The organism is Streptomyces sp. NPDC058620 (assembly GCF_042717135.1).
Taxonomy (GTDB): Bacteria; Actinomycetota; Actinomycetes; order Streptomycetales; family Streptomycetaceae; genus Streptomyces.
In genome coordinates, this window is sequence record NZ_JBHXQO010000007.1 from 170,301 (window position 1) to 187,684 (window position 17,384).

Genomic DNA, 17,384 nt, shown 5'->3' on the forward strand with positions numbered 1-17,384 from the left:
TCAGGGGGCGCCCGGCCGGGCCCAGGCGGGATGGAGCGGGTCGTCGGCCCGTACGACCACGTCCGCGCGGTCGGCGGGCGCCACCTCGTCCTCGTATCTCACGAAGGCGGGCAGGGTCCATCGCTCGCTCTCCTCGGTGCGACGGCGCAGTGCGCCGGGCGAGAGCCGCACATGGACGCTCAGGTCGAACGGGAACCAGTGCCCGAGCAGGAACGGGCCGTCCACGACCACCACCCCACCCTCCGGCAGGAGTTGGTACGGGCTCCTCGTGGCCCGGTCCTTCACCGGGTCCCAGAGGTCGGGCAGCACCCGCCCGCTGCCGCCCGCTGCCAGCGGCCCGAACACCTCGCGCCACAGCGCCCCCCTGTCGAACCAGCCGTCGACGTACGAGTCGGGGTCCTCTCTGCCGTACTCGTACCGCAGGCTGGCCGGACGCAGGAAGCCGCTGGTGGAGACCGTGAGCACCGAGCGGCCCCGGCTCCTCAGCGCCGCCGCGAGCCTTCCGGCGAGCTCGCCGGTGCGGGCGGCCGGGGCTCCGTCGACCCCGATCCTGAGCCAGGGCCCGCCGTCGGAGGGCTTCAGCGCGTCGGCGTGTACGGCGAGGGCCTCCGCCAGCCGGTCCCAGGTGATCGGTTCAAGTCGCACCCGTCCATCATCCCCCGGCCGCCGCACGGCCGGCCGCTCTCAGCCGCAGTCCACCGCCTCGGCGTCGTCGGATAGCGCGCGGCCCTCGGGCATCAGATAGGTCACCCACAGGACGACCGGCTCGGTCCCGTGGTTGCGCCCGATGTGCCGGTGTCCGGGCCCGGACGGCTCGATGAACGAGGTGCCCGCGGGCGTCACCTCGACCGAGCAGTCGCTGAGCGTCCGGGTCAGCGTGCCCGAGGCCACGACGGCGATCAACTGGCCCGCATGGGTGTGCCAGCCGGTGGAGCCTCCCGGCTCGATGGTGATCGTCCGGAAGGTCACATCGGCGCGCCCCTTGGGGCTCGCCACCTTCAGCTTGCCCGTCGACGTGCCCTTGGCTACGACCGTGCCGGTCACTCCGCTGCCCGGTGTCGCGGTCGCGGCTGTCGGCACGAAGCCGAGTGCCACCACACACGCACCGGCAGGCACAGCCCTGCGCACGCCTCCACGCTTCCCCATGTGCGACCCCTCATTCTCCACGTGTGGCCGAAATGATGACGCTACGCGGGAGTTGAGTGGCGGGAAACCTTCGGCGCAGGGTCATTCACCGCGGATCTCGGCGGCGAGCTGACTGTCGCCGGACACCTCGATCCGTCCGCCCCTGACCGCCTCGGCAAGGGTCACGTCGCCTCGCCCCAGCTCCAGACAGAGCTCGGCGTCGAGCGCGAGACGCGCATCGGGCCGCTCGGCGGGGCCGAAGCCGTACACCTCCGCGACCGGCTGGCCCCCACCGGTCCGTACATGGAACTCACCCTCGTCCAGGGTCACTTCGATCACGCCCGCGTGGGTCAGGCCGCCCAGGGCGCGCAGCAGCGGCAGGGCGAACCAGTGCGCCCGCACCGCGTCCGTCGGGCGGCGCTCGTCCAGCGCGTGCGCTCCCCACGCCGAGAGGGCCGTCAGGACCGGCAGCAGCCCGTGCCCGCGTTCGGTGAGCTCGTACACCGAAGCAGGGGCCGGTGGCGGCAGTCGGCGGCGCACGGCCAGACCGTTCTGCTCCATGTCCTTGAGCCGGGACGCCAGGACGTCCGTACTGACGCCGGGCAGATCGGCGTGCAGATCCGTGTACCGGCGCGGGCCGCCCAGGAGTTCACGGACGATCAGCAGCGTCCACCGGTCACCGACGGAGTCGAGGGCGCGGGCGGAGGCGCAGAACTGGTCGTAACTCCGGCGGCGGGCCGGACGTGCTGCCGGCTGTTGCTGACGTGGCATGCGACGCAGTCTAGACATGTTGTTGGACTTTCCAAGCCCGAACTTGGTAAAACCAAGTATCGCAATCGCGTCGGGGAGGCACCGCATGGAGTTCCGGCAGTCCAGCAAGCTCAACGAGGTCTGTTACGAGATCCGGGGACCGGTCATCGAGCACGCCAACGCCCTGGAGGAGGCGGGGCACAGCGTGCTCCGGCTGAACACGGGCAATCCGGCGCTCTTCGGCTTCGAGGCTCCCGAGGAGATCGTCCAGGACATGATCCGGATGCTCCCGCAGGCACACGGCTACACCGATTCGCGCGGCATCCTGTCGGCGCGGCGCGCCGTGGCGCAGCGCTATCAGGCGATGGGGCTGACCGACGTCGGCGTCGACGACATCTTCCTCGGCAACGGCGTGTCCGAGCTGATCTCCATGGCCGTGCAGGCGCTCCTGGAGGACGGGGACGAGGTACTGATCCCGAGCCCCGACTATCCGCTCTGGACGGCGGTGACCACGCTCGCCGGCGGCAAGGCCGTGCACTACATCTGCGACGAGGGCGCGGACTGGAATCCGGACCTCGCCGACATGGCGGCGAAGATCACGGACCGCACCAGGGCCGTCGTGATCATCAACCCGAACAACCCGACGGGTGCCGTCTACCCGCGCGAGATCCTCGAAGGCATTCTCGGCCTGGCCCGCAGGCACGGACTCATGGTGTTCGCCGACGAGATCTACGACCAGATCCTCTACGACGACGCCGAGCACCACAGCGTGGCCGTTCTCGCCCCCGACCTGGTCTGCCTCACGTTCAGCGGACTGTCGAAGACGTACCGGGTCGCGGGCTTCCGCTCGGGCTGGATGGTGGTGTCGGGCCCGCAGCAGCACGCCCGCAGCTATCTGGAGGGGCTGACCACGCTCGCGTCGATGCGGCTGTGCCCCAACGCGCCCGCGCAGTACGCCATCCAGGCCGCACTCGGCGGCCGGCAGTCGATCAGGGAACTGGTCGTACCGGGAGGCCGGCTGTACGAGCAGCGCAACCGGGCCTGGGAGAAGCTGAACGAGATTCCCGGGGTGTCGTGCGTCAAGCCGAAGGGCGCGCTCTACGCGTTCCCCCGGATCGACCCGAAGGTCCACAAGATCGTCGACGACGAGAAGTTCGTCCTCGATCTGCTGCTGCGGGAGAAGATCCAGGTGGTTCAGGGCACCGGCTTCAACTGGCAGCGCCCGGACCACTTCCGCATCCTGACCCTCCCGCACGTCGACGACCTCGACGCGGCGATCAGCCGCATCGGCCGCTTCCTGAGCGGCTACCGCCAGTGAGGGCGGTCAGCCACCGAGCAGCGCCGTGAGCGCGCCCACCGGGTCGTTGTCCGGGACGGCGCGCGGCCACCAGTCGTCCTCGCCCGGGTCGGATTCGTAGCCGTACCACCGGCCGTCGTGGCCGAAGCGGAGCTGGAGGATGCCCTGCGGGTGCGTGAGGTGGTTGCGCCAGGGCTGGAAGCGCGGGAAGTCGGCCGCCGCGAGTGCGGGGCGGGCCCGGTCGAAGGGGCCGGCCGGCGGGTCCCAGGGGGTCTCCAGGACGGCCAGTCCCTCGGCGCCGCCCTGCCGCCAGGCGGCCACGGCGCGTGCCAGGTCGGTGGTGGTGCGCCCGGTCGCGTAGGCCAGCTCGCGGTAGAGGGCCCGGGTGGTGGCGGTGAGTCCGGCGGTGGGACGGGCCGCGGCGAGCCGCACGGCGTCCTGCCAGGTGGTGAGGCCCGCGAGCGGGTCGGCGCCCGTGGTGAGCAGAGCGTGTGCACGGGCCGCCGCGTCCGTGGCGAGGTGGTCCAGCGAGAGCGGGTCGCGCGCGCCGGGGAGATCGGGGTACGAGGGGGGCTGGCCGGGGTGCGGCGGAACCGGGAGGGGTGCCGGCAGCGGCGGCAGGAAGCGGTCGGCCACGGCGTCACGGGCCGGGACCGAGGGGGTCCGGGGCGTGTCGGGCCGTTCACGGGCGGAGTGCTCCGCGTTGCGGCGGCCCAGCTCGTCGAGGAGTTCCCGCTCGCCCCTGCCGCGCATCAGCAGGAGGACGAACGGATCGGTGTCGAGCAGCCGTGCCGTCTGGAAGCAGAGGGCGGCCACGTGCTTGCACGGCCAGCCGTGGTCGGGGCAGGAACAGTCCGGGTCGAGATCGCCCGCGGTCGGCAGCAGCCGGATACCGGTCTCCCCCGCCGTCTCGACCAGGGAGTGCGGCATCTCCTTGCCGAGCAGCGCGGAGAGGTGTCCGGGCCGGGCGGCGACGGCGTCGAGGAAGGTGTCCCAGTCGGTGTCGGAGAAGGTGCGCAGGCGCAGTTCCGCGCGGTACGGGCGGGGGCGGCTGCCGTGGACGTAGGCGATGACCCGGCCGGGGGTGACGGTGATCGCGGCGACATGACCGCCGTCCGCGTACGTACGGCCGCGGGCGAGCCGTCCCTCGTCCATCGACAGGGATTCCAGGGCGCCCACCCAGGCGCGGCCCCACCAGCTGTCCGCGAACGGCCCCTCGCCCTCGCGGGTGCGGGCCGGAACCGCTTCGAAGGTGCGCCGCAGGTCGTCGGGGCCCGGGCGGGAGCGGGGCGCCGTACCGGAACGGGGTGCGGAGCGGTGGTCCGGGGAGTGGCCGGCGCGGGCGGCCGGGCGGGGGCTCATTGGGCTCATGCGGGTCTCCGGAGGGAGACGAGGTCGGCCAGGTCGCGGTCGCTGAGCTCGGTCAGGGCCGTCTCCCCGGTGCCCAGGACCGCGTCCGCCAGGGCCCGCTTGGACTCCAGCAGTTCACCGATCCGGTCCTCGACCGTGCCCTCCGCGATCAGCCGGTGCACCTGCACCGGCTGGGTCTGGCCGATGCGGTACGCGCGGTCGGTGGCCTGCTCCTCGACGGCCGGGTTCCACCAGCGGTCGTAGTGGATTACATGGGCGGCCCGGGTGAGATTCAGTCCGGTGCCGGCGGCTTTGAGGGAGAGCAGGAACACGGGTACCTCGGCGGACTGGAACCGGTCCACCATCCGCTCCCGTTCGGCCACCGGCGTACCTCCGTGCAGCAGTTGGGAGGGGACGGCCCGGGAGGTGAGGTGGGCGGAGAGGAGCCGGGCCATCGTCACGTACTGGGTGAAGATCAGGACGGAGCCGTCCTCGGACAGGATCGTGTCGAGGAGTTCGTCGAGCAGGGCGAGCTTGCCCGAGCGGCCGGTGAGCCTGGTCGGCTCCTCCTTGAGGTACTGCGCGGGGTGATTGCAGATCTGCTTGAGCGAGGACAGCAGCTTCATGATCAGTCCGCGGCGGGCGATGCCTTCGGCCGCCTCGATGGAGGCCATGGTCTCGCGCACCGCGGCCTCGTAGAGCGTGACCTGTTCGCGGGTGAGGAAGACGGGGTGGTCGGTCTCGGTCTTGGGCGGCAGTTCGGGGGCGATGCCCGGGTCGGACTTCTTGCGGCGCAGGAGGAAGGGGCGGACGAGCCGGGAAAGGCGTTCGACCGCTTCCTCGTTGCCCAGTCCTGCCGCCGTCCCGGTGTTCTCGACGATCCGGGCGTGCCGGGAGCGGAACGCCTTGAGCGGGCCGAGCAGTCCGGGGGTCGTCCAGTCGAGCAGCGCCCACAGCTCCGAGAGGTTGTTCTCCACGGGGGTACCGGTGAGGGCGACGCGGGCGGGGGACGGGATGGTGCGCAGCGCCTTGGCCGTCGAGGAGTGCGGATTCTTCACGTGCTGGGCCTCGTCCGCGACGACGAGACCCCAGGTGTGCGCGGCGAGCTCGGCCGCGCTGGAGCGCATCGTGCCGTAGGTGGTGAGGACGAAGCCGCCGTCGGGCTCCGCGAGGGTCCGGTCGGTGCCGTGGAAGCGGCGGACGGGGACGCCGGGTGCGAAGCGGTTGATCTCGCGGTGCCAGTTGCCCAGGAGCGAGGCCGGGCAGATGACCAGGGTGGGTGCGGGGTGGGCGCGGTGCAGGTGGAGCGCGATGACGGTGATCGTCTTGCCCAGGCCCATGTCGTCGGCGAGACAGCCGCCCAGTCCCAGCGAGGTCATCCGGTCCAGCCAGGCGAGGCCGCGCAGTTGGTAGTCGCGCAGGGTCGCGTCGAGACCTGGTGGCGGCGGGACGGTGGCGTCGTCGGAGAGGATGCGCGCGCGCAGTGCGGCCAGCGCTCCGACCGGCACCGCCTCGACCTGCTCCCCGTCGACCTCCGCGCTGCCGGTGAGGGCGACGGCAAGGGCGTCCACCGGGTCCAGCAGACCCAGCTCGCGTTTGCGTGCCTTGCGTACGAGCGCGGGGTCGACCACGACCCACTGGTCCCGCAGTCGCACCACGGGGCGGTGCGCCTCCGCCAGTGTGTCCATCTCGGCCTCGGTGAGCGGTTCGTCGCCCAGTGACACCTGCCAGTTGAACGAGAACAGCTGCTCGGCGTCGAAGAACGAGGTGCCGTCGGTGGCCGAGCCCGGAGCGGTCCGGACGACGGCGGCGGCGGTGAGCGAGCGGGCCAGTTCCCGTGGCCAGTGGACGGCGACGCCCGCACCCGCCAGCCGTGCCCCGGCGTCGCTCAGCAGCTCGTAGAGCTCGTCCTCGCTGAGGGCGAGCACATCGGGGACCGGCTGGTCGAGAAGCCGTTCCAGCGGCGACCAGACGCGGGCGGCGCGGCGCAGGGCCAGCACCGCGTCGATCCTTGCCCGGGGGCCGAACGCCTCTCCTCCCCCGCCGTGCCACAGGGCCGCCGCGTCGGTCACGTACGTCGGGTCGGCCAGGCTGTGGATCTGCGTGACGGCCGCGGCGGCATGGCGGGCGGCGGGCGCGCGACCGGTAGCGCCCTCGCTCTCCTCGCCCCCGTCGTCATCGCCGCCGTAGGTGTCGGCGGTGTCGAACAGCTCGTACGCCGACAGGTCGAGGCGCAGCGAGACCCGGACTCCCGCGTCCAGCCCCGCGGCCACCTCGACGGCCCAGGCACGCGCGCCGGGCAGGTGCTGCGCCTCGCGGGCGGCGAAGGGCGCCCCCATGGCGTACCCGGCGGCCGGTGTACGCGGCAGGGTGTCGGCGACCGCGTCGAGGAAGGAGCCGAGCAGGGCAGCCGGCTCGGGGACCTGGAGCGGCGTGCGGTCCGGCAGAGGCACCGCGTGGCCTTCGGGCGGCATGGCGGCGGCGACGGCCCTGAGGTGGGCCACGTCCTCGGCGTCCCTCGGTCCGGCGCGCCAGGCGTCGTGGTCGTCGGCCGTCAGTCCGGGGAGGAGTCTGCCGCGGGCCACCAGATTCAGGGCATGGAGCGCTGCGGCGCCCCAGCACCGGGTGGCGGGGTGGGCTGAGGCGAGGTACCGGGCGCGGACGAGCAGGGGGACGGCGTCGGCAAGGGTCAGCAGCACCGCCTGCACGGTGTGCCGACGGACGCCGTCCGCACCCTGGCGCCGTACGACGGTGAGCTCGGCGGTCGTGTGGGGGAGGCCGTCGATGCCGTCGACGGCCATGGGCCCCGCCGACCCGTCCGGGCCCCAGAAGGCGATCCGGCCGTCTCTCGGCAGGCTCGCGGGGAGGAAGACGGCGGCGCGGCGCAGCAGGCGGCCGGCGGCAGCGCTCTGCTCGTCCTGCCCGCCCCGCACGTTCCACCGGTTGTGTTGATCACGCGGGTTCCGCACGCTGATGCCGCCCCCCTTCTGCCTCGATTCGCGGCTGTCTCCTTGTGACTGGCGAGTCTAGGCGGGTGGTCTGACAACGCGTCCTGCGCCACCGTCTCCGCAGGTCGGACCGGGGGCGGGACCGGTCAGTGCGGGGTGAGCCGCCCGGCGTCGGACGGCGTAGGCACCGGTGCGGCCGCGTCCGGTGGCTGCTGGGGCCGCACGGGCGGCTGCGGCTTCTCGCCGAGCCGCTCCGGGGCGGGTTCCCGCTGCTGCGCGGCCCGCTCCAGGAAGCGGAGGAGTTCGACGGGGAACGGCAGCACGAGCGTGGAGTTCTTCTCCGCCGCGACGGCGACCACGGTCTGCAGCAGGCGCAACTGGAGCGCCGCCGGCTGATCCGACATCTGCTCGGCGGCCTCCGCGAGCTTCTTGGACGCCTGGAGCTCCGCGTCGGCGTTGATGACCCTCGCGCGCCGCTCCCGGTCGGCCTCGGCCTGCCGCGCCATGGACCGCTTCATCGTCTCCGGCAGGGAGACGTCCTTGATCTCGACCCGGTCGATCTGCACGCCCCAGCCCACCGCGGGGCTGTCGATCATCAGCTCCAGTCCCTGGTTGAGCTTCTCCCGGTTGGACAGCAGATCGTCCAGGTCGCTCTTGCCGATGATCGACCGCAGCGAGGTCTGCGCCATCTGCGAGACCGCGAACCGGTAGTCCTCCACCTGGATGACGGCGCTCGGCGCGTCGACCACCTTGAAGTAGATGACCGCGTCGACCCTGACCGTGACGTTGTCCCTGGTGATGCCGTCCTGTGCGGGCACGGGCATCGTCACGATCTGCATGTTGACCTTGTGCAGCCGGTCCACGCCGGGAACGATCATCGTGAAGCCCGGTCCGCGCACATCGCGCCGGAGCCTGCCGAGCCGCAGCACGACACCGCGCTCGTACTGCTTGACGACCCGGGCGGCCGCCGCCAGGTAGGCCACGCCGACCGACCCCGCTGCCACTGCTGCGATCAATAGCTCCTGGACCATCACGGCCCCCTGACAGTGTCCTGAAATTGCTCGCTATTACCACGGTATGCCCGATTCTGATACCGGTCGAACCTCCGTCCGCGCCCCCGTCGCCCGCCCGGCTTACCCCCGGATGCCGGACCGGCGGGGAACGGGCAGGGTGGCCAGCGCCAGCATGTCTCCGTGACGTGAAGATGCGCCGGACGAGCAGACGAGGACCCGCCCATGTCCGTGACCGTGCCCGATCACCACCGTCGACGCCGTCTCGGCGTCGCAGCCGGAGCAGCGCTCCTCACCCTGACCGTCTCGGGCTGTTCCGGTCTGGGCCGCACCGCCGTCGGTCCGGTCACGTACACCACCGAGCGACACGCCGTGATCTCCATGCACAGCCCCAGCGTCCGGGGCTGCCACCGGCTGCCCCTGGGGGCCCACGAGGTCCACAACGGCACCCTGGTCGACGTCGTGCTCTACACGACCCGCGACTGCACCGGTGGCGACACGACGTACCTGCCGACCAACCTCACCGACTTCACCGCACCCCGTAACGAACCGTGGCGGAGCTACACCGTCGTCCACTGAGCGAACGCCCTGCCGCAGCAGGAACTCCTGGGCCGCCAGCCCCTTGCCCGTGCGGTCCAGCGGCACCGTCAGATCGGCGCAGGCCGCGTCGCGCACCAGGAGCGGACAGGCGTCCGCCCCCCCGTACTCATGCACGTCGGCCCAGAAGCGCAAGCAGCCGTGCCGTCCGGTCGTGCCGGTTACGGGCGATCAGGGCGAACACGACGACGAGCAGGGCGGGCATGACCGCGAGCGGCGGGTCGAGGAGCGTGAGCTGCACGATCGAGGCGCCCGCCGACAGCGCGGCCAGCGCGATCGCGGCCACTCCCGACAGCAGCGGGATCAGCAGGGCCACGGCGCCCGCCATCTCCAGGCCGCCGATCGCGTACATCGCGCCGGCGCCCCAGCCCATCCGGTCGAAGGACTCCACCGCCGACTCGTGCGCGATGAGCTTGGCGAACGCGCTGAACGCGAAGAACAGGGCGAGGAGGTAGCGGGCTCCGGTCAGCACGACGGCACCGGGGCCGCGCTTCGGCCCGGCGGCGGACGTGGCCGCGGCGGACACGGCCGGGGTGGACGTGGCGGTGCGGGTGGTTGTGGACATGACAGAAGACTCCTCAGCGGTGTGTGGTGGACGGAAGTCGCGCACGACGTGCGGGCCGGCCCTTCGGCCCCCGCCACTCGGCTTCCGTATCGCGCTCCGTCGCGCTCCGTCGCGCTTCGGTCGCGCTTCGGTCGCGCTTCGGTCGCGCTTCGGTCGCGCTTACATAGGGGTAGACCGGGCCGGGGTCCGGAACTCATCGCTCTCCGGACCCCTCATCCACATCGCTTTCAGGGCTACTTGGGACGGGGTGCGCGCCCACACGCCGTCGTCGGTGAGATAGCGGTCCACCGTCAGACCGCCGTCGAGGTGACCCTCGGACTCGTCCACGGAGCTCGCGCGACAGGAACGTCCGGGTCCACCGCGCGTCGTCGAAGAGGTACTCGGCGTCCGTCCGGACTGATGGCGCCCGGCCCGGCCCCTGAGTGCCCCTCACGTATCAGCTTTCCGCTCATGCCCAGCCGAACGTACGGGCAGCGGCCGTTCCTCCACGCCGGTCCAGCGGTACGCGGCGGCCCCGGCCGGTCACCCTCCGTCGCCGCGCTTCTCTGCCGCGGCCCGGAGGTCCATGCTGGAGGGTGAGGCGATGAGTATGCGTACTGGCAGCGAACCCGGGACTGCGCGCAGCCCTCTGCGGATGCGGCTGGCTCTGGCACTGTTCGGTCTGACCTGGGCGACGTTCGGCGTGATCGCTTTCGCACTGACCGGCCGGCCCGGCTGGACCGCGGCCTGCGGTGTCCTGATGGTGCTGACGCTCGCGGATGCCGCCATCATCGTCCGCCACATCCGGCAGGGGCCGCACTACCAGCCCGGACGCGACATCCCACCGTACGAGCCCGATCACGGCGGACGCGGCAGGTTCAGCCGCTGACCCCCGTACGGATCAGGACCGTTCGTCGAAGCGGGCCGCCTTCAGATACTCCGGCTTGGGGTCGAGCGCGGCGGCGAGCCGGAAGTGGCGGGTGGCCTGCTCGGGGCGGCCGGCCCGCTGGAAAGTGCGCGCGAGGGCGAAGTGTGCGAAGGCGTTGTCCGGTTCGCGCTCCAGCACGAGCTCGAACTCCAGCTCGGCCGGGCGCAGTTGCGCCGCGGCGAAGAAGGCCCTGGCCCGCAGCAGCCGGGCCGCAGTGTTCTCCGGATGCGCGGCTATCACCGAGTCGAGCAGCTTGACGGCACCCCGTGGATCCCGTGCCGCCAGCAGGTGCTCGGCCGCACGGAAGTCGATGACATGGGTTTCCGGGTTCGTCTCGGGCACGGTCGCATCCTTCCCCTCGCTCGCCCGTTTCCAACATCCGTACGGGCCACGGTATTCCGTCCGACTTCGTGGACAGGGCTTCCGGGACGCTGCCGTGGGCGCGGGCGGTGACTCAGGCCGCCGCCGCTCGCTCCACCAGTCCGGCCCAGACCGTGCGGACCTGCGGTTCCAACGCCTCCAGCGGCCCGTCGTTTTCGATGACCAGATCGGCAACAGCCCTTCGCTGCTCCCGCGTAGCTTGCGCCGCCATCCGGGCGCGGGCGTCGGACTCGGTCATCCCGCGCATCCGTACGAGACGGTCGAGCTGGGTCTCAGGGGTGGCGTCCACGACGACGACCAGGTCGTACAGGGGCGCGAGACCGTTCTCGGTGAGGAGCGGGACGTCGTGGACGACGACGGCATCGCGGCCCGCGGTCCGCTCCAGCTCCGCGGAGCGCGCGCCGACCAGCGGGTGGACGATCGCGTTGAGCGCGGCGAGCCGGCCGGCGTCGGCGAAGACGATGGCGCCGAGTGCCGGCCGGTCCAGAGTGCCGTCCGCGCTCAGGACTCCGGGGCCGAAAGCGTCCACGACGGCCGCGAGCCCCGGTGTACCGGGCTCGACGACCTCGCGCGCGATCTTGTCGGCATCGATCAGCACGGCGCCGAGGCCGACGAGCAGCCGCGACACCTCACTCTTGCCGGCGCCGATACCGCCGGTCAGGCCCACTTTCAGCATGAACGGCAGCCTAGTCCCCACCCCGCCGGGACGTCATGGCCCGGTCAGACGTCGCCCTCGCGCTCGGCGAGGAACCGCTCGAACTCGAGGCCGATCTCGTCCGCGGACGGCAGATCGACGGGTTCCGCCACGAGGTTGCCCCGGGTCTCGGCGCCCGCGACCGCGTCGTACTGGTGCTCAAGGCCCTCGACGAGGGTGACGAGCTCCTCGTCGCCCTGGCCGATCTGCCGGTCGATCTCGGTCTGCGTGCGGTGCGCTTCCGTGCGCAGCGCGTGCGCGACACTCGGCAGGACCAGGCCGGTCGCGCCGGTGATCGCTTCCAGCGCGGTGAGCGCGGCGTCGGGGTACGAGGAGCGGGCCACGTAGTGCGGCACATGGGCGGCGACGCCCAGGACGTCGTGTCCCGACTCCATCAGGCGGTACTCGACGAGAGCCTCCGCCGAGCCGGGCACCTGCGCCTCGTCGAACGGGCTGCGGTGGCCCGGCATCAGGTCGGTGCGGTTGCCGTGCGGAGTGATACCGACCGGGCGGGTGTGCGGGACGCCCATCGGGATGCCGTGGAAGTTGACGGCGAGGCGCACGCCGAGCCGCTCGACGATCTGCTCCACGGCGACGGCGAACCGCTCCCACTCCACATCCGGCTCGGGTCCGGACAGCAGGAGGAAGGGCGCTCCGGTGGCGTCCTGGACGACCCGGACGTCCAGCGTCGGGGCTTCGAACGACGCCCAGCGGTCGCGCCGGAACGTGAGCAGCGGGCGCCGCGCGCGGTAGTCGACGAGCCGGTCGTGGTCGAAGCGCGCCACGATCTGGTGGGGCAGCGTTTCGAGCAGGCCGTCGACGATCTGCTCGCCGGTCTCACCCGCGTCGATGTATCCGTCGAAGTGGTAGAGCATGACCAGGCCGGCCGACTCCTGGGCGAGCGCCATGTCGACGACGGCCAGGCCCTTCGGCTCCCATTCATACAAACTCTGCGGATCAGGCACGGTTACCGCTCCTCCTCGTGTTCCCCAGGAAGAACGCCCGTGGGGGCACGGGCATTCCCGGCCCGGTGCCCCCCGTTCGGGGCCGGGTCAGGCCAGCACGCGGGAGTGCAGCGCGGTGACCGCCTTCCGGGCGGAGGTGAAGGAACCGTGCTGCCAGGCATCGGTGTGGCTGAGGTAGTCGCCCGCGAAGTAGACATGTCCCGCCGCCCGGTTGAGTGGCGCGAAGACGGGTGCGTCGGGTCCGCCCGCCATCGAGTGCCAGGCGGCCTCCAGATACGGGGTCTGCCGCCAGTGGTGGGAGAAGGACGAGGCGAGTTCCGTACGGTATTTGGCGCCGTGGATCTTCACGCCCTGGGCGACGGCGCGCGCCTCCCTCTCCCGGGGGCTGAGAGCGGCGTAGGCGTCGGCCTGGGCGCCGTAGTTGTAGTACCCGATGACGGTGCCGCGGGCACCGTGGTGGCCGTACGAGGGGTACCAGATGTGGGACAGGTCCAGGTCCGTCTCGGTGATGCCGCCGTAGATCCGGTGGTCGCTCTCCCACCAGCGGCTGCGGTACTCGAGCGCTATCTTCCCGGCGGAGGACGGCCTGCACGCCTCAAGTGCGCTCTGCACCGCCGGGCCGAGGTTGTGCGTGGTCCCGGCGAGGATGTTGGGCGGCAGCGCGGCGACGCAGTAGTCCGCGTCGATGGTGCGGGTGTGCCCCGCCCGGGTGTAGGTGACGGTGACGCCGTGGGCCGTGTCGGTGATGTCGGTGACGGCCGCGCCGGTGCGGATGCGCCGTTCCCCTATCGCCCGGGTGAGCGCGGCGGGTATCCGGTCCATGCCGCCGACGGGCTGGAACATCAGCATGGCCTGGTCGTACTCGAACTCGAAGGAGAAGTACCGGCCGACACCGCTCGCGAAGACCTCGGACGCGCTGGGAACGGAGCCGAGCTCCTCCCCGGGCGTTCCGGCGGCTGCCGGATCGGTGCGGTAGCCGCGCCGGGAACTGCCGGTGTAGGCGAGGCTGTCGCCGATGTCACCGAAGTCCTTGAGGAATTCGAGGAGCCGCTCCTGGTCATCGGCGGTGATCTGCCGGTCGAGCGCGCCCTTGTCGGTGGCCTTGGCGAGAAGTTCGGCGACGTAGCCGTAGACGTCGGCCTTGGCGGTGCGATGGCGCACGGGGGCCTTCATGCCCGACTTCTCGTTGTATATGTACGCGTTGGCGTTCACGTTGGTGAACACTTCGAGAGGAACACCGAGCTCGCGGCAGTAGTCGAGGGTGACCATCCACTGCGGAATACGGCCGGGCCCGGCGTTCATGTACTGCCCGTCAGCGAAGCGTGCCGTCTGCTGGTTGCCGTAGGTGTCGGTGGTCGAATCCCCGCCGCGTACGGTGAAGTTGCGGCCTCCTGTGCGGTTGCGGGCCTCCAGGACCGTGCAGTCGTAGCCCGCCTTGCCGAGCTCGTACGCCGCGGCGAGTCCGGCGATGCCCGCGCCGATGACGACCACTTTCGCGGCGGCCTTCCCGGTCAGGGTGAAGTCACTCCTCGCCGGTGCCCTGTAAGCCGGTTCGCGTCCGGCCGCCTGTGCGGTGGGGGCGAGGCCCAGGGCCCCCATGGTGGCGAACATCGCCCCCGCCCCACCGGTGATCCCCACGTTGCGCAGAAAGTTCCGACGGCTCGCGCCGGCGGCCACGGGCGAGGTGTGCGAGCTGTGTGGCGTATGCGTCATGTCCCGGCTCCCCTTCGGATCGTGAGGTTGCCGGGGATCATGGCAAGGGCGTGTTACGGCCCGTCAGCTACTCGTGTATCTCACACGTTTCTCTCCGTTCACCGCCCGGGACGGGACATTGGTCCAGACCTTGACATGACCACACCCTCTCCCTAGCGTCACTGGGCAGAACGTTCAGGCACGCGCCCTATGTGCATGTACAAGGACGTCTCGCATCCTTCGACGGGAAGGCACTCCCCACATGCGCACCCGCACCTCTCTCACCGCCCTGCTGTCCACCGCTCTCGCCACCAGCGGCCTCGCGCTGGCCACCGCGGCCCCCGCGGAGGCCGCCGTCATCGACGTGACCACGACGGCCCAGCTCAAGTCCGCACTCGTCGCCGCGGCTCCCGGCGACACGATCCGGCTCGCCGACGGCACGTACACCGGCAACTTCAAGGCGACCACCCCCGGCACGTCCACCGCCCGGATCACCCTCATCGGCACCAGCAGGGCGGTCCTCACGGCGGGCGGCGGCTACGGGCTGCACCTCAACGGCGCCTCGTACTGGACCGTCCAGGGCATCACCGTCACCGGTGGGCAGAAGGGGATCATGACCGACGCCGCGAACGGTGTCGTCATCGACTCGGTGACCGTGCACGACCTGGACATGGAGGGCGTCCACTTCCGCAGGTCCAGCCGCAACGGGGTGCTCAAGAACTCCCGCATCTACGACACCGGGCACGACGGCCGCGGCATGGGCGAGGGCGTGTACGTCGGCTCGGCCGGCGACCTCACCGACCGGAGCGACCAGGCCCAGATCCTGAACAACGTGATCGGCCCCGGCGTCGGCGGCGAGAACATCGACATCAAGGAAGGCACCACCGGGGCACGGATCATCGGCAACACCTTCGACGGCAGCGGCCTGACCGGCGCCAACTACGACGACTCATGGGTCGACGTGAAGGGCAACGGCGTCCTGGTCGAGGGCAACAGAGGTTCCCGTACGACCAACAACGGCTACGAGACCCACACCCAGCAGAGCGGCTGGGGCTGCGGCACCGTCTTCCGCGACAACGTCTCGGACCTCTCGGGCGCCGGCGGCGACAAGCAGCTCGCCATCAACGTCACCAACAGCTCGTCGAGCTGCCGCACCACCGTGTACAGCAGCAACACCGTGACCGGCGGCAAGGGGCTGACGAACATCAGCGTCACGCCGTAACGCCCGGAAAGCCCCGGATACATGAGTGAGGCCCGCCCCCCGAAGGGAGCGGGCCTCACTTACCGCTCTACAGCTACTGCCGATGAGCGACCGGGGTCAGAGCGTCAGCTCTGGCCGCCCGCCAGCTTCTCGCGCAGCGCGGCCAGTGCCTCGTCCGACGCCAGGGCGCCGGAGTTGTCATCGGACTCCGAGGAGTACGAGCCGCCGCCACCGCTGCCGCCCGAGGCAGCCGGAGCGCTGCCGGCCGGGGCAGCAGCGCCCTCGGCAGCAGCGGCCTCGTCGGCCTCGCGGGACTTGATGACCTGGGCCTGGTGCTGCTCGAAGCGCTGCTGCGCCTCGGCGTACTGGGTCTCCCAGACCTCGCGCTGAGCCTCGAAGCCCTCGAGCCAGTCGTTGGTCTCGGGGTCGAAGCCCTCGGGGTAGATGTAGTTGCCCTGGTCGTCGTACGACGCGGCCATGCCGTACAGCGTCGGGTCGAACTCGACCGAGGCCGGGTCGCCACCGAAGGACTCGTTGGCCTGCTTCAGCGAGAGGCTGATGCGACGACGCTCGAGGTCGATGTCGATGACCTTGACGAAGATCTCGTCGTTGACCTGGACGACCTGCTCCGGGATCTCCACGTGGCGCTCGGCCAGCTCGGAGATGTGGACCAGACCCTCGATGCCCTCGTCGACGCGCACGAACGCACCGAACGGAACGAGCTTCGTGACCTTACCCGGGACGACCTGACCGATCTGGTGCGTCCGGGCGAACTGCTGCCACGGGTCTTCCTGCGTCGCCTTGAGCGACAGGGAGACGCGCTCGCGGTCCATGTCGACGTCGAGAACCTCGACGGTGACTTCCTGGCCGACCTCGACAACCTCGGACGGGTGGTCGATGTGCTTCCAGGACAGCTCCGAGACGTGCACGAGACCGTCGACGCCACCCAGGTCCACGAAGGCACCGAAGTTGACGATCGAGGAGACGACGCCGGAGCGGACCTGACCCTTCTGCAGGGTCGTGAGGAACGTCTGGCGAACCTCGGACTGGGTCTGCTCGAGCCAGGCGCGGCGGGACAGGACCACGTTGTTGCGGTTCTTGTCCAGCTCGATGATCTTGGCCTCGAGCTCCTTGCCCACGTAGGGCTGGAGGTCGCGGACACGACGCATCTCGACGAGGGAGGCCGGCAGGAAGCCACGGAGGCCGATGTCGAGGATGAGACCACCCTTGACGACCTCGATGACGGTACCGGTGACGATCCCGTCTTCTTCCTTGATCTTCTCGATGGTGCCCCAGGCACGCTCGTACTGAGCGCGCTTCTTCGAGAGGATCAGGCGGCCTTCCTTGTCCTCCTTCTGGAGAACCAGGGCCTCGATCTCGTCGCCGACCTTGACGACCTCGTTCGGGTCGACGTCGTGCTTGATCGAGAGCTCGCGGCTCGGGATGACGCCTTCGGTCTTGTAACCGATGTCGAGGAGAACCTCGTCCCGGTCAACCTTGACGATGACGCCGTCAACGATGTCGCCGTCGTTGAAGTACTTGATCGTCGCGTCGATCGCCGCGAGGAACGCGTCCGCGTCGCCGATGTCGTTGACCGCAACCTGCGGAGTGGTGGCGGTGGTCTCGGTGCTGCTCGTCATGTGGGAAAGGGCTCCGGTACGGACAGTGAGTCGTAGGTACTGCTACGCCGAAAGCCCGTATCGCCTCTGCAGAAGCCGGACAGCCTGGAAAGCGACCAACCCGTCGTACGGGCGGCGCCTCGACAACCGAGGGGACATGCAACAGACGCGAGCGCGGCCTGCTAGGTCTGAGGCGCGCAGGCTCGCAGCGCAACTTGTAGCATACGGGGGCAGCCGGACAGGGTCAATGCGCGAAGGCGCACACCCGGGGCACGACAGCCCA

General features: G+C 70.8%; 16 protein-coding genes and 1 pseudogene. 4 read left to right on the forward strand and 13 right to left on the reverse strand.

Features of this window, described 5'->3' with window-relative positions:
- The 3 genes from ACFWSK_RS10630 to ACFWSK_RS10640 all read right to left on the reverse strand — a co-directional run bounded on the left by ACFWSK_RS10630 (position 1) and on the right by ACFWSK_RS10640 (position 1,896).
- Positions 1 to 645: a uridine kinase gene (locus ACFWSK_RS10630; protein ID WP_383783506.1), complete on the reverse strand. Its 645-nt coding sequence runs from the start codon at positions 643 to 645 to the stop codon at positions 1 to 3.
- Between the two features lie 39 nt (positions 646 to 684).
- Positions 685 to 1,146 carry a cupin domain-containing protein gene (locus ACFWSK_RS10635; protein WP_383783507.1) on the reverse strand — a complete coding sequence of 154 codons (462 nt, stop codon included), beginning with the start codon at positions 1,144 to 1,146 and terminating at the stop codon, positions 685 to 687.
- Positions 1,147 to 1,227: 81 nt separating this feature from the next.
- Positions 1,228 to 1,896 carry a winged helix-turn-helix transcriptional regulator gene (locus ACFWSK_RS10640; protein ID WP_383783508.1) on the reverse strand — a complete coding sequence of 223 codons (669 nt, stop codon included), beginning with the start codon at positions 1,894 to 1,896 and terminating at the stop codon, positions 1,228 to 1,230.
- Between the two features lie 85 nt (positions 1,897 to 1,981).
- Here ACFWSK_RS10640 and ACFWSK_RS10645 point away from each other — a divergent pair, with 85 nt between their 5' ends.
- Complete coding sequence (locus ACFWSK_RS10645) at positions 1,982 to 3,193, forward strand: pyridoxal phosphate-dependent aminotransferase (RefSeq protein ID WP_383783509.1); 1,212 nt, start codon at positions 1,982 to 1,984, stop codon at positions 3,191 to 3,193.
- A gap of 6 nt (positions 3,194 to 3,199) precedes the next feature.
- Here the strand turns inward: ACFWSK_RS10645 and ACFWSK_RS10650 are convergent, their stop codons facing one another.
- The 3 genes from ACFWSK_RS10650 to ACFWSK_RS10660 all read right to left on the reverse strand — a co-directional run bounded on the left by ACFWSK_RS10650 (position 3,200) and on the right by ACFWSK_RS10660 (position 8,501).
- Positions 3,200 to 4,534, reverse strand: a complete 1,335-nt coding sequence (locus tag ACFWSK_RS10650) for an SWIM zinc finger family protein (RefSeq protein WP_383783548.1) — start codon at positions 4,532 to 4,534, stop codon at positions 3,200 to 3,202.
- A gap of 5 nt (positions 4,535 to 4,539) precedes the next feature.
- Positions 4,540 to 7,455, reverse strand: coding sequence for a DEAD/DEAH box helicase (locus ACFWSK_RS10655; protein WP_383783549.1), 2,916 nt, complete (start codon positions 7,453 to 7,455; stop codon positions 4,540 to 4,542).
- 161 nt (positions 7,456 to 7,616) lie between these two features.
- On the reverse strand, positions 7,617 to 8,501 hold the full coding sequence (locus tag ACFWSK_RS10660) for a slipin family protein (RefSeq protein ID WP_383783510.1): 885 nt from the start codon (positions 8,499 to 8,501) through the stop codon (positions 7,617 to 7,619).
- 204 nt (positions 8,502 to 8,705) lie between these two features.
- Here ACFWSK_RS10660 and ACFWSK_RS10665 point away from each other — a divergent pair, with 204 nt between their 5' ends.
- On the forward strand, positions 8,706 to 9,059 hold the full coding sequence (locus tag ACFWSK_RS10665; protein WP_383783511.1) for a hypothetical protein: 354 nt from the start codon (positions 8,706 to 8,708) through the stop codon (positions 9,057 to 9,059).
- A 127-nt stretch (positions 9,060 to 9,186) separates the two neighbouring features.
- On the opposite strand, the gene ACFWSK_RS10670 is transcribed toward ACFWSK_RS10665, so the two are convergent.
- Both ACFWSK_RS10670 and ACFWSK_RS10675 read right to left on the reverse strand, forming a co-directional pair.
- Positions 9,187 to 9,642, reverse strand: coding sequence for a DoxX family protein (locus ACFWSK_RS10670; RefSeq protein WP_383783512.1), 456 nt, complete (start codon positions 9,640 to 9,642; stop codon positions 9,187 to 9,189).
- A 159-nt stretch (positions 9,643 to 9,801) separates the two neighbouring features.
- A pseudogene (locus tag ACFWSK_RS10675) lies at positions 9,802 to 10,027 on the reverse strand (hypothetical protein); the annotation flags it as partial.
- A gap of 198 nt (positions 10,028 to 10,225) precedes the next feature.
- Here ACFWSK_RS10675 and ACFWSK_RS10680 point away from each other — a divergent pair.
- On the forward strand, positions 10,226 to 10,510 hold the full coding sequence (locus ACFWSK_RS10680; protein WP_383783513.1) for a DUF6343 family protein: 285 nt from the start codon (positions 10,226 to 10,228) through the stop codon (positions 10,508 to 10,510).
- Between the two features lie 12 nt (positions 10,511 to 10,522).
- Here the strand turns inward: ACFWSK_RS10680 and ACFWSK_RS10685 are convergent, their stop codons facing one another.
- From ACFWSK_RS10685 to ACFWSK_RS10700, 4 genes are all read right to left on the reverse strand, one after another.
- Positions 10,523 to 10,891 (reverse strand): tetratricopeptide repeat protein, encoded by a 369-nt coding sequence (locus ACFWSK_RS10685; RefSeq protein WP_383783514.1) that lies wholly within the window; start codon positions 10,889 to 10,891, stop codon positions 10,523 to 10,525.
- 112 nt (positions 10,892 to 11,003) lie between these two features.
- The gene (gene coaE, locus ACFWSK_RS10690; RefSeq protein WP_383783515.1) at positions 11,004 to 11,606 is read right to left on the reverse strand and encodes a dephospho-CoA kinase; all 603 of its coding nucleotides are present in this window, start codon (positions 11,604 to 11,606) and stop codon (positions 11,004 to 11,006) included.
- 44 nt (positions 11,607 to 11,650) lie between these two features.
- Positions 11,651 to 12,589: a PAC2 family protein gene (locus ACFWSK_RS10695; protein ID WP_383783516.1), complete on the reverse strand. Its 939-nt coding sequence runs from the start codon at positions 12,587 to 12,589 to the stop codon at positions 11,651 to 11,653.
- An 87-nt stretch (positions 12,590 to 12,676) separates the two neighbouring features.
- Entirely contained in the window at positions 12,677 to 14,200 is a 1,524-nt protein-coding gene (locus ACFWSK_RS10700; RefSeq protein WP_383783550.1) for a flavin monoamine oxidase family protein, read from the reverse strand.
- Positions 14,201 to 14,543: 343 nt separating this feature from the next.
- Here ACFWSK_RS10700 and ACFWSK_RS10705 point away from each other — a divergent pair, with 343 nt between their 5' ends.
- Entirely contained in the window at positions 14,544 to 15,503 is a 960-nt protein-coding gene (locus ACFWSK_RS10705) for a right-handed parallel beta-helix repeat-containing protein (RefSeq protein ID WP_383783517.1), read from the forward strand.
- Between the two features lie 104 nt (positions 15,504 to 15,607).
- On the opposite strand, the gene rpsA is transcribed toward ACFWSK_RS10705, so the two are convergent.
- Positions 15,608 to 17,122, reverse strand: a complete 1,515-nt coding sequence (gene rpsA, locus ACFWSK_RS10710; RefSeq protein ID WP_383783518.1) for a 30S ribosomal protein S1 — start codon at positions 17,120 to 17,122, stop codon at positions 15,608 to 15,610.
- Positions 17,123 to 17,384: the final 262 nt, after the last annotated feature.